10 protein-coding genes are annotated in these 12,504 nt (G+C 55.3%); 6 read left to right on the top strand and 4 right to left on the bottom strand.

Going from position 1 to position 12,504, the window contains the following annotated elements; genetic code table 11:
* Positions 1 to 55: 55 nt before the first annotated feature.
* From ACKI5T_RS15190 to ACKI5T_RS15180, 3 genes are read left to right on the top strand one after another with little or no spacing between them, the layout of a single operon-like run.
* Positions 56 to 589 carry a sugar ABC transporter gene (locus ACKI5T_RS15190; protein WP_407438482.1) on the top strand — a complete coding sequence of 178 codons (534 nt, stop codon included), beginning with the start codon at positions 56 to 58 and terminating at the stop codon, positions 587 to 589.
* A 4-nt stretch (positions 590 to 593) separates the two neighbouring features.
* Positions 594 to 920 (top strand): hypothetical protein, encoded by a 327-nt coding sequence (locus ACKI5T_RS15185; RefSeq protein WP_407438480.1) that lies wholly within the window; start codon positions 594 to 596, stop codon positions 918 to 920.
* Between the two features lie 13 nt (positions 921 to 933).
* On the top strand, positions 934 to 1,773 hold the full coding sequence (locus ACKI5T_RS15180) for an MBL fold metallo-hydrolase (RefSeq protein ID WP_407438541.1): 840 nt from the start codon (positions 934 to 936) through the stop codon (positions 1,771 to 1,773).
* A gap of 169 nt (positions 1,774 to 1,942) precedes the next feature.
* Here ACKI5T_RS15180 and ACKI5T_RS15175 read toward each other — a convergent pair whose 3' ends face one another.
* From ACKI5T_RS15175 to mgtL, 4 genes are all read right to left on the bottom strand, one after another.
* Positions 1,943 to 2,179, bottom strand: coding sequence for a hypothetical protein (locus ACKI5T_RS15175; protein ID WP_407438478.1), 237 nt, complete (start codon positions 2,177 to 2,179; stop codon positions 1,943 to 1,945).
* 326 nt (positions 2,180 to 2,505) lie between these two features.
* A complete protein-coding gene (locus tag ACKI5T_RS15170) occupies positions 2,506 to 4,890 on the bottom strand; it encodes a beta-N-acetylhexosaminidase (protein ID WP_407438476.1) in 2,385 nt (794 codons plus the stop codon).
* A gap of 219 nt (positions 4,891 to 5,109) precedes the next feature.
* On the bottom strand, positions 5,110 to 7,818 hold the full coding sequence (gene mgtA / locus ACKI5T_RS15165) for a magnesium-translocating P-type ATPase (RefSeq protein WP_407438475.1): 2,709 nt from the start codon (positions 7,816 to 7,818) through the stop codon (positions 5,110 to 5,112).
* A 144-nt stretch (positions 7,819 to 7,962) separates the two neighbouring features.
* On the bottom strand, positions 7,963 to 8,013 hold the full coding sequence (gene mgtL, locus ACKI5T_RS15160; RefSeq protein ID WP_150099603.1) for a mgtA regulatory leader peptide MgtL: 51 nt from the start codon (positions 8,011 to 8,013) through the stop codon (positions 7,963 to 7,965).
* A gap of 248 nt (positions 8,014 to 8,261) precedes the next feature.
* On the opposite strand from mgtL, the gene treR reads away from it, so the two are divergent.
* From treR to treC, 3 genes are all read left to right on the top strand, one after another.
* Positions 8,262 to 9,209 (top strand): trehalose operon repressor TreR, encoded by a 948-nt coding sequence (gene treR / locus ACKI5T_RS15155; RefSeq protein ID WP_407438473.1) that lies wholly within the window; start codon positions 8,262 to 8,264, stop codon positions 9,207 to 9,209.
* A gap of 125 nt (positions 9,210 to 9,334) precedes the next feature.
* Positions 9,335 to 10,753: a PTS trehalose transporter subunit IIBC gene (treB, locus tag ACKI5T_RS15150; RefSeq protein WP_407438539.1), complete on the top strand. Its 1,419-nt coding sequence runs from the start codon at positions 9,335 to 9,337 to the stop codon at positions 10,751 to 10,753.
* 51 nt (positions 10,754 to 10,804) lie between these two features.
* On the top strand, positions 10,805 to 12,460 hold the full coding sequence (treC, locus tag ACKI5T_RS15145) for an alpha,alpha-phosphotrehalase (protein ID WP_407438471.1): 1,656 nt from the start codon (positions 10,805 to 10,807) through the stop codon (positions 12,458 to 12,460).
* Positions 12,461 to 12,504 lie beyond the last annotated feature (44 nt).

The following is a 12,504-nucleotide window of genomic DNA, read 5'->3' as shown; positions in this document are numbered from 1 at the left end:
AAATCATTGAGCAAATCTGTTTGCTTGCGTTTATGACTCATATAGAGATGGGCTTATGTTCTATACCGTGGAATGCTCGTATAACGATCCTGAAAGCGAGGCAGAATGGAATGCCTTTTACAGCCAGCAAAAACTGCCCGCATTGATATCTGTTGCTGGCTTCACGACTTCTCAACGCTTTCGCGCCTTAACATCCGGCTGTCCTGTTTACCTGGCCATTCATACGATTAATGATGCGGAGATTCTCAGCAGTGAGGATTATCGTTTAAAAGGGGGCGGTAATTTCTCTCATTGGCAGGTCTGCATTACGGACTGGCATCGTAACCTCTATCAAGGCCAGGGCCTTGCTACACCCATCTCTTTCGATAACATTCTGCTATTGAGCGCAAAGCCAATAGACTTTTTAGAGACAGAACAGGGATATCAGGGTCTGGAAATGCATGCAGTGGGGCTGGATAAATCCCCTGACTATCGCGTTGCATATGTCTTGCCTGTTGAGATGGTCCCGCTGTTTACAGAGGTGTCTGGAGTGTATCTCTACGAACCTCTGACACCTCAGTTGCAGAGCCCTGATAAAGGGAAGCCATAACATCATGCCTAATCTGACTTTTTATATTTCTGAAAATCACTCTGACAAGTTTAAAAATCTTGGTGATTTTACCTATAAATGCAGCGCCCTCTGCTGTGACATCCTTGATGCAGAGCCCAAAAACGTTCATATCGTTTTTGTCGATGTTAAGCCGGGATGCGGGCACCCGGTCTATGCCGAGCTCTTTTATCGTCTGACAACATTGCGAACCCATGAAGTCATGGAAAACTTTATGCGTGAACTGGACGTTGTCACTCATCAGGCCTCTGGTCTGACGACCCGTATTCGCTGTTTTGGCTCCCCAGCAGAACACCTGTTCGCCCACAACTAACCTCGAGGAAATGATGAGCCATCCCTTTCCGTTCTGCCAGATTGGCGATTTTCAAATAACTGCGCTGAGTGACGGCAATATGACGGCGAGTCTGGATTTGCTGTCAGGCATTGAAAAAGCTGATGCGGACGTTATTCAATGCCGTGCCGGAGTCAGTGAGCCCGGCGATATCCATATAAACTGTTATCTTATCCGCGGTCTGGGTCGGATCATTTTGGTTGACGCTGGCACAGGCCCGTTGAACAACATGGCAGGACAACTCAACGCGAACCTTGCTGCTGCGGGTGTAAGCCCTGACGACGTCGATACTGTTTTATTGACGCACTGCCATCCGGATCATATTGGAGGCCTGCTGGATTCTGAGAAACAGCCGGTTTTCAAACATGCTGAAATTTTTCTTCATCCTCTCGAAGCGAGACACTGGCAGGATGATAAAAAACTCAGCATCGCAAATGAGCGCGGACAATGTAATTTTTGGCTGGTCCGCCAAACCTTAGACGCTTATGCCCGTAAGGTGCGTTTTTTTAACGGCGACAAAATAGCAGAAGGTATTATGCCGGTATGGCTACCGGGTCATACGCCTGGGCATACCGGTTTTCGCATCGATGCGGATGATAAATGCTTATTAATATGGGGAGACATTGTCCATTATCCGCATATTCAGTCAGCGCAACCGGCTGTTTCTATTTTATTCGACACTGATGCCGCTCAGGCTGAGGAAACAAGAAAGAAAATTATGAGAAAAGCCGCCAGCGAAAAAATGATCATTGCCGGCATGCATTTAAGTCAGGCTGGGTTCGCCAGTGTTCTCAGGGAAGGCAGTGGCTACCGCATTTCATACTCTGAAAAATGATTGGGTAGGCCCGGCCGGGTTGTTATTCATTTTCATTGTTCAAGATCAATAGTGTCCGTTTATGGCACGGAGCGGACAAGTGTGTGGCGCTGATGGTCCGCTATGAGCGAGAAGCGGACGTCGTAGAGACATGAGAATAAGAGCGGCTAGGTTGTGGATTTTGTGCTTTTTACTCCCATCCCATTTCTTTGTAGGTCTTACTATCCTGTTCAGGGAAATCAGTTTGATATTCACCCCAATTACGGAACGTATAATATTTTTTCATTGCTTCAAGGTGCGAATCTGCATCACATGACCACACTAATCTGTAGTCCAGATCCAGCAATTTCCGAGCAGAGTCTCCCAGTGGACCGGCAAGACAAAACAAATCTAAACCAGCTTCATTTGTCCACAGCTCGTGCTTCATAATTTTACCCCCATGGACTGCCATCCATGAATTAAGATATCGCGATGTTAGCAAAGTCCGCTACTGGCACAAAGCCGACCTAACTTTAATTGCAGTCATTTAAAAATCTTTATTGCCCAACAGATATCATTCGTTAAATTCACAGCCGTCAAAATAGGGCCACGGTGTTGAGTCCCCGATGAAATCGGCGAACCGAAAGCCAAATGACTAGAGGGCCGCGCGGCCCCCTTGTCACGTTCACGGCTTATGAAGCCATTATGTTCTACTGAACATAAAGTGAACGGAACACCCTGCAATACTTAACAGATTTCCATAAAGCCGAAACCTCATTGATTCCTTGTCGCCCTTAACAACGTCTCAATCGGATACACCGCCGCAATCACCACTTCATCCTGAATCTCCGCAGCCTTATCCAGCTCTTTCTGAATAGAAGCGATCTCCTTATCATCCAGCGTGCCCTGCCGCGCCACCAGGTCGGTCAATCGCAGGCCAATCGACGCCAGTTTATCTACCTCCTGAATAATTGGCGTGATGGCTTTGAGCTGATAATTATTGTCGCTCAGCGCCTGCGCATCGCTGGTATTGCTTTGCCAGCGGGTAAACACGTGGCGCAGCGCCTCGGCGCTTTCGGTATCTTCCGCATCGCTGACCAGGCGTTCGGCCCATTTGTTCATCTGGCGCACGGTGTTGCTCTCCGCGCCCAGCGCATCGGCGTAACGGTTTAGCGGCTCAAACTGATGATAATTTCCGGCCTGGAATTTGAGATGCTGACGGGTGTAATACTGCGCCGGTTCCAGCGCCTGCGCGAGAATCTGCAGCGGCAGCGTCTCGGTCGTATTCGCCAGACGTATGAAATACGCCTGCTGCTGGCTGTGCTGCTGAAGGCCGACCGATACCGTCGTCCAGGTGTCCATCGCCTGCAAACGGGTGTACATGTTGTCGACATCCTTCACGTCCTGCGCGGACCACAGACGCTCCGCCACCGCAAACGCGCGCGGCCACAGCTTGATATCGAGCACTGGCGCGACCACGTTTTCCGCCCACAGCGCCGCTTCGCCGCCCATCAGATTCGCCTGCTGATCGGCATCCGGCACCACCGGTTGCGTGCCATTTGGTACGTCATCCAGACGCGCGCCGGAAATCGGATAGCGCGCGTTACCCACCAGGAAATAGCCCGTCAGCTTGTCGTCCGCGACGTTCACCACCGGGCGCGTTTCGCCCATCCAGGTATCAACGGTGAACGTCACCTGATTGTCATCACGCCACTCAATATTATTCACCGCACGCCGGGATTTACCGTTGAAATCAATAAATCCGCGCCAGCCAGAAACCGCTTTCACCAGCGTAAAGCTGCCCTCAACCGGCTTGCCTTTTAGTCGTGGCATAGTGAATGTCCAGCTTTGTGCGCTGTCGTTATCGGCGATAATATCCACGCCGTTTATGCCCTGCGGCACGATTTCATTGCGATAGTGATAGGCCGTGCTTTGCGGCTGGTCGAGATAAAAACCGGTGGAGAGAATGCCTTTGTAACCCTGCTTCGCCACTTCGCCCAGCGCGTCCTGCCCCTGCCAGGACTGGATCAGAATACTTTTTGGCAGATCCGGATGGTAAATCTCATCCCAGCCGACCATCTGGCGGTGATGTTTTTCAAGGATCGTTTCCAGCTTGCGGTTGAAATACGCCTGCAAAGCGTGGCTGTCAGCAAGTTTGTTGTCGCGCATAAATTGCTGAATGGCTTTGTTTTCTTTCCACTGCGTGTCGTCAACTTCATCGCCGCCAATGTGCAGATACGGATCGGGGAAGATCGCCGCCAGTTCGCTCACCATCGCCTCAGCAAAGGCATACGTCGCCTCTTTTGTCGGATCAAGAACCGGCTTCAACACGCCCCAGTGGCGTTCCATCTCATACGGTCCTGGTGCGCTCATGAGCTCCGGATAGGCCACGGCAATCGCCGACGCGTGGCCCGGCATGTCGATTTCTGGCACCACGCGCACGCCGCGCGCGGTGGCGTAGCGCACGATGTCACGCATCTGATCAGAGGTGTAAAACTGTCCATCGCTCGCCAGTTGCGTCAGTTTTGGATAGCGTTTCGAGGCAAATCGCCAGCCCTGATCGTCGGTTAAATGCCAGTGCAACACGTTCAGTTTGGCGGCCGCCATACCGTCGATCTGCCGTTTGATATCTTCAAGCGGGATGAAATGACGCGCGGAGTCGAGCAGCAGACCGCGCCACGGGAAGCGCGGGGCATCTTCAATTTTCACCCACGGCAGCGAGGTGTTTTCCGCGCCATTTTGAATGAGCTGGAGCAGCGTTTCTATCGCCCGCAGCGCACCAAATCGGGTGTTGGCGGCAATATTGACGCCGTTGGCGTCGACGGTGAGCGTGTAACGTTCATCGCTGTCGGGCAGGGGTAGCGGGTTAACTTTTTTGGCGATAGCGATGCGAATGGTGGGTTTATCCGGATTCGCGGCCTGCGGCTGAAGCGTCCAGCCGGTTTGCAGCGCGATGCGCTGGCGCAGACGGTCCACGGCATCACCGAGATCGTCGCCGCTCACGCTGACAGAAAGTTTATCGTTCAGAACCAGCGCGCCTTGCTTCGTTGGGCGCTCAACGCTGGCAGGCCACGGCATGAGGGGCAAATCGCCCGCCGGTGCCGCAAGGGCAGAAGAGCCGAGCAAAAGCCCGGCGGTCAGGAGGCTGTAATGCAACATAATGTTCCTTATCAAATTTGACGGGCCAAATAAGAGCAAAACATTTTGTTAACATGTGGGTAAATTGTCGTCAAGGAGGTAGGGCGACGGGGATCACAGGTTGTTGAATTTGGGAGCAACCGTACCCCCTCACCCCTTCCCTCTCCCAAAGGGAGAGGGACTAAAGCGAGCCGCCTGTTCCCCTCACCCAGTCTTCTTATAATGTAAGAGGAGGTGAAATCACTGCCAACCGTAGCGACGGGCATAGAACCCTTTCACCATCTGCGTCAGCACCATATACCCCGCCAGAATCGCCACCAGCCACGGGAAGTAGCTCAGCGGCAGCGCTTGCAGGCTCAGGTAACTCGCCAGCGGTGAGAACGGCAGCGCGATGCCCATCGCCATCACCAGCAGGGTCATGATGATCAGCGGCCAGGCAGCGCGGCTCTGGATGAACGGGATACGGCGCGTGCGGATCATATGCACAATCAGCGTTTGCGACAGCAGCCCGACCACGAACCAGCCGGACTGGAACAGCGTCTGGTGTTCCGGCGTATTGGCGTGGAACACAAACCACATCAGGCAGAAGGTCAAAATATCAAAGATCGAGCTGATCGGGCCAAAAAACAGCATGAAGCGACCCAGATCGGACGGATTCCAGCGCTGCGGTTTTTGGATCTGCTCTTCGTCCACATTATCAAACGGGATAGCCACCTGGGAGACGTCATACATCAGATTCTGGATCAGCAGATGCAGCGGAAGCATCGGCAGGAACGGCAGAAATGCGCTCGCCACCAGGACGCTGAAGACGTTACCGAAGTTAGAGCTGGCGGTCATTTTGATGTATTTCAGCATATTGGCGAAGGTACGACGCCCTTCAATCACACCCTGCTCCAGCACCATCAGGCTCTTTTCCAGCAGGATGATATCGGCCGCTTCCCGCGCGATATCCACCGCGCCGTCCACGGAAATGCCGATATCGGCCGCCCGCAGCGCAGGCGCATCGTTGATGCCGTCGCCCATAAAGCCCACCACGTGCCCTTCGCGACGCAGCAGCGTGACAATGCGCTCTTTGTGCATCGGCGTCAGGCGCGCAAACAGCGTGGTCTGTTTTGCCAGTGCCGCCAGCTCGTCATCGGAAAGCGTTTCGATATCGCTACCCGTCACCACCTCACCCGCATCCAGCCCAACTTCACGGCACACTTTTGCCGCCACCAGCTCGCTGTCTCCGGTCAGGATTTTGACGGTAATGCCGGAGGCGCTAAGCGCTTTCAGCGCCGGTGCGGTGGTCTCTTTCGGCGGATCGAGGAATGCGATGTAACCTTCGAGGATCAAATCGGATTCGTCGATACGCTGATAGTCGCCAACGCGTGCAGGCAGGATTTTACTGGCAACCGCCACCACACGCAGCCCCTGACGATTGAGATTGTCCGTCACGCGTTTGATGCGGCGCAGCATGGTGTCGTCCAGCGGCACGATTTCGCCGTTATGACGCACCTGAGCCGACACGTTCAGGATCTCCTGGAGCGCCCCTTTGCAAATCAGCTGATGTACATCCGCCTGTTCGCTCACCACCACCGACATGCGGCGGCGCTCAAAGTCGAACGGGATTTCATCCACTTTTTGCCAGCGCGTCGACAGCGCGTGGGCCGAATCTTCATCCACCCCTTCCAGCACCGCGACATCCAGCAGATTTTTGAGGCCAGTTTGATAATGGCTGTTCAGCCAGGCAGTGTGCAATACGCGCTCGCTGGTTTTGCCAGAGATGTCGGTGTGGTTTTCCAGCACGATTTTATCCTGCGTCAGCGTGCCGGTTTTATCGGTACACAGGATGTCCATCGCGCCAAAGTTCTGAATGGCGTCCAGGTGTTTGACGATCACTTTCTGTTTAGAGAGTTTGACCGCCCCGCGCGCCAGCGTGGAGGTAACGATCATCGGCAGCATTTCCGGCGTTAAGCCAACCGCGACGGAGAGCGCAAACAGCGCGGCTTCCCACCAGTCACCTTTGGTGTAGCCGTTGATCAACAGCACAATCGGCGTCATCACCATCATAAAGCGGATCAGCAGCATGCTGACGCGACCAATGCCTTTCTGAAACGCGTTTGGCTCGCTCTCCTGCTGGCTGACGCGCCCCGCCAGTTGGCCAAACCAGGTGTTGCCGCCGGTGGCGATCACAATGGCCTGCGCCGTGCCGCTCACCACGGTGGTCCCCATAAAGCAAAGGGTATCGCTTTCGAGCGGATTGGTTTGCTCTGGGTCACGGCTGCGCGCCACTTTCTCGACCGGCAGCGATTCGCCGGTTAGCGAAGCCTGCGCGACAAACAGATCGCGCGCCTTGATGATGCGCAGATCGGCCGGGATCATGTCGCCCGCGGCGAGTTTAATGACGTCGCCCACCACCAGCTGATCGATAGACAACTCAAGCCAGGCGTTTTCGCCTTTCTCGTTGGTAACACGCTGCACAGTGGCGGTGTTGCTGACCATCGCTTTCAGAGCGTCAGCCGCACGGGTTGACCGCGCTTCCTGAATAAAATTCAGTAGCGTAGAGATGGCGACCATCAGCGCAATCACGCCAGCGGCGAACAGATCTTCCGTGGCATACGAAACGATACCCAGCGCAGTCAGCAGCAGGTTGAACGGGTTGCGATAGCACAGCCACAAGTGGACGAACCACGGTGACGGCTTTTGCGCCGGGATCTGGTTGTCGCCATGTTCGGCGCGTGTTTTTTCGACTTCTGCAGCGTTCAGCCCTTCCGGGTGACCGCCAAACGCCCGCCAGACGTCATTCTCATCCATCGCGGCGGCTTTCAGGCAGTGTTCCGTCAGCGTCGGTGGAATAACAGTGCCGGCCACGTTTTTGGCATCAGGCAGAAGATCGCGCTGAATGAGACGGCGCGGCAGGTGGCGGCCAAACAGTGCGTGTAGCTGCCGGGTGATATTTTTCAGCATAACAATTCCCCCGCATCCGCAGAGGCGGACGCAGTATTTCCCTCAGGCGTGGCAGTGCCGTACCTGAAGGGCATTCACATTATTACAGCAGGAACGTTTATGGCGTTGCTGCCTCACATTACCGGTGAGACAGCGAGGGCTGGCTTACCGGAAAGAGATTCTCCATCGCGGGAGAGGGGTGGGATCAGGGTCCATACAGCCTCCGGTAAGTGAAAAAGAGTAAGTCGACGCGCAGTATCGTGTTTTATCCATACCGTTTGTGACGATTCGAGCGGTATGATAAGCCTGCGTAACTAAACCGAACGTATACACGGCACTATTCACGCGGCATTAAGCGTAGGCCCTGGATAGGTGAACCGTCGAAACCAGATTTTGCCCATTGCGAAATCGTGGTGTCGCATTAGGCTCAAATGACGATTTATCGCTGTTACAGGGAATAAAGGATGCAGAACCGCCTGACCATCAAAGACATTGCGCGCTTAAGCGGCGTGGGCAAATCCACCGTGTCGCGCGTGCTGAACAACGAAAGTGGTGTCAGCGAGCGCACGCGTGAGCGCGTCGAGGCGGTCATGAATCAGCACGGTTTTTCCCCTTCCCGTTCCGCGCGCGCCATGCGCGGGCAGAGCGACAAAGTGGTCGCGATTATCGTTTCGCGTCTGGATTCCCTCTCAGAAAACCTCGCCGTGCAGACCATGCTCCCGGCCTTTTACGAGCAGGGTTATGACCCGATCATGATGGAAAGCCAGTTCTCGCCGCAACTGGTGGAGGAGCATCTGGGTATGCTCCAGCGCCGCAACATCGACGGTGTGGTGCTGTTTGGTTTTACCGGTATTAAAGAAGAGAAGCTCAAACCCTGGCAGCCATCACTGGTGCTGCTGGCGCGTGATGCCAGCGGGTTTGCCTCCGTCTGCTATGACGATGAAGGGGCGATTATTATCCTCATGCAGCGCCTGTACGATGAAGGCCATCGCCATATCAGTTACCTTGGCGTGCCGCACGCGGACGTCACCACCGGCAAGCGACGCCATGAAGCGTATCTGGCGTTCTGTAAAAAGCATAACCTCCCCGCCGTGGCCTCTCTGCCGGGGCTGGGCATGAAGCAGGGCTACGAGCAAGTTTCAAGCGTACTGACGCCACACACTACCGCGCTGGTGTGCGCCACCGATACGCTGGCGCTGGGCGTAAGTAAATATCTTCAGGAGCAGCGCATCGATAACCTGCAGGTCGCGAGCGTGGGCAGTACGCCGCTGATGAAGTTTCTGCACCCGGAAATTATCACCGTCGATCCCGGCTACGCCGAGTCCGGCAGACAGGCTGCTGCGCAGCTGATCGAGCAGATTAACGGGCGCGCTGAGCCGCGTCAGATTGTTATTCCGGCTCACCTTTCATAACCCTCACTAACCGGATTATTGTGATCGTCGCCTGATTTCGGGAACGTTCCCATTTTCGCCGTCACGCTGAAGGAGTAGGCTTGCGCTCAGGTCATTACCCTCCACATCTGTCATGAGGCTTCATGATGAGCAAAGTAAAACAAACCGATATCGACCAGCTGATTGTGCTGGTTGGGGGACGCGAGAACATCGCCACCGTCAGCCATTGCATTACCCGCCTGCGCTTCGTGCTAAACGATCCGGCCAAAGCCAACCCGAAAGCCATCGAAGAACTGAAAATGGTAAAAGGCTGCTTCACCAACGCCGGGCAGTTCCAGGTGGTGATTGGCACCGAAGTGGGCGATTACTACCAGGCGCTACTGGCGACAACAGGCCACTCTTCGGCTGATAAAGAGCAAGCCAAAAAAGCGGCACGTCAGAACATGAAATGGCACGAGCAGTTGATTTCCCATTTCGCGGAAATCTTCTTCCCGCTGCTGCCTGCGCTGATCAGCGGAGGCTTGATTTTGGGCTTCCGTAACGTGATCGGCGACGTGCCGATGAGCGACGGCAAAACGCTGGCGCAGATGTATCCCGCGCTGCAAAGCATTTACGATTTCCTGTGGCTGATTGGCGAGGCTATTTTCTTCTATCTGCCGGTCGGGATTTGTTGGTCGGCGGTGCGTAAAATGGGCGGAACGCCGATTCTGGGTATCGTGCTGGGCATTACGCTGGTCTCTCCGCAGTTAATGAACGCTTACTTACTGGGACAACAGGTGCCGGACGTCTGGAACTTCGGGATGTTTACCATCGCCAAAGTGGGCTACCAGGCGCAGGTGATTCCGGCACTGCTGGCGGGCCTGGCGCTGGGCTTTATTGAGACGCGCCTGAAACGCATCGTGCCGGATTATCTCTATCTGGTCGTCGTTCCGGTCTGTTCTCTGATTCTGGCGGTATTCCTCGCCCACGCGTTTATCGGTCCGTTTGGCCGCATGATTGGCGACGGCGTGGCCTTCGCGGTGCGTCACCTGATGACCGGCAGTTTTGCGCCAGTTGGTGCGGCGCTGTTTGGCTTCCTGTATGCCCCGCTGGTGATCACCGGCGTGCATCAGACCACGCTGGCGATTGATATGCAGATGATCCAGAGCCTCGGAGGCACGCCGGTCTGGCCGCTGATCGCCCTGTCGAACATCGCTCAGGCGTCTGCGGTAACGGGGATTATCATCGTCAGTCGCAAGCACAACGAACGCGAAATCTCGGTTCCGGCTGCGATCTCCGCCTATCTCGGTGTGACCGAACCGGCGATGTACGGCATCAACCTGAAATACCGCTTCCCGATGCTGTGCGCGATGATTGGCTCCGGCCTGGCCGCGCTGCTGTGCGGTCTGAACGGGGTGATGGCGAACGGGATTGGCGTCGGCGGCCTGCCGGGCATTCTCTCCATCCAGCCGGCTTACTGGCAGGTGTTTGCGCTGGCAACGGCGATTGCGGTTATCGTGCCGATGGCGCTCACCACCGTGGTTTATCAGCGTAAGTTCCGTCAGGGCACGCTGCAGATTGTTTAACCTCTTCATTCGGGGCGCACTTGCGCCCCTTCGCATTTGCAGGAACGAACTATGAATACCCTTCCTCACTGGTGGCAAAACGGTGTCATCTATCAGATTTACCCAAAGAGTTTCCAGGACACCACCGCAAGCGGCACCGGCGATTTACGCGGCGTGACGCAGCGTCTGGACTACCTCAAAAATCTCGGCATCGACGCGATTTGGCTCACCCCGTTCTACATCTCCCCGCAGGTGGATAACGGCTACGACGTGGCGAATTACACCGCCATTGACCCGGCCTATGGCACGCTGGATGATTTTGACGAACTGGTGGCGCAGGCGCATACGCGTGGGATTCGCATCGTGCTCGACATGGTGCTCAACCACACCTCCACGCAGCACGCGTGGTTTCGCGAGTCGCTGAATAAAGCGAGTCCGTATCGCCAGTTCTATATCTGGCGCGACGGCACGCCGGATGCCCTGCCGAACAACTGGCGCTCCAAGTTTGGCGGCAACGCCTGGCGCTGGCACGCCGAGAGCGAACAATATTATTTGCACTTATTTGCGCCCGAGCAGGCGGATCTCAACTGGGAAAATCCAGCGGTGCGTTCGGAGCTGAAAAAAGTCTGCGCGTTCTGGGCCGATCGCGGCGTGGACGGTTTGCGTCTCGACGTGATTAACCTGATCTCCAAACAGCAGGATTTCCCCGACGATAACCTCGGGGACGGGCGTCGCTTCTACACCGACGGGCCACGCGTACACGAATTTTTGCAGGAGATGAGCCGCGACGTATTTACCCCGCGCGCGCTGATGACCGTGGGGGAGATGTCATCCACCTCGCTGGAAAATTGTCAGCAGTACGCGGCGCTCGACGGGCACGAACTGTCGATGACGTTCAACTTCCATCATTTAAAAGTGGATTACCCGAACGGCGAAAAATGGACGCAGGCGTTGCCCGATTTCGTGGCGCTAAAAACCCTGTTCAGCCACTGGCAGCAAGGCATGCACAACAAGGCGTGGAATGCGCTGTTCTGGTGTAATCACGATCAGCCGCGCATTGTGTCGCGCTTTGGCGATGAGGGCGAATACCGTGTGCCCGCCGCCAAAATGCTCGGCATGGTTCTGCACGGAATGCAGGGCACGCCGTACATTTATCAGGGCGAAGAGATCGGCATGACCAATCCGCACTTCACCCGTATCACCGATTACCGTGATGTTGAAAGCCACAATATGTTCGCTGAAAATCGTGAAAAAGGCCGTGAAACGGACGAACTTCTGGCGATTCTGGCAAGTAAATCCCGCGACAATGGCCGCACACCCATGCAGTGGGACGCCAGCCAACACGGCGGATTTACGCAGGGTGAACCGTGGATCGATCTCTGCGATAACGTCGGCACGATTAACGTTGCCGCAGCGCTTAACGATCCGGACTCCGTTTTCTATGCCTATCAGTCGTTGATTCAGCTGCGCAAAACGCTGCCGGTACTGACGTGGGGCGATTATCAGGATCTCCTGCCTGAACATCCGTTCCTGTGGTGCTATCGCCGTCAATGGCAAGGGCAGACGCTGATTGTGGCCGCCAACCTGAGCGGCGAGTGTCAGCAGTGGCATCCGGATGCGCACGAGGGCGACTGGCGCGTGGTACTCAGCAACTATGCAGAAGTGTCCAGCCAGCCGATAGCCATGACTCTGCGCCCCTTCGAAGCCATCTGGTGGCTGCAAGACTGACGAACAATGCCGGGCAACCATCATGTTGCCCGGCGTTACAAGCA

This window comes from Lelliottia sp., assembly GCF_045627565.1.
In the GTDB taxonomy this organism is placed as follows: domain Bacteria; phylum Pseudomonadota; class Gammaproteobacteria; order Enterobacterales; family Enterobacteriaceae; genus Enterobacter.
Note: the sequence above shows the minus strand (reverse complement) of the source record. Positions and strands in the feature narration are given on the sequence as shown.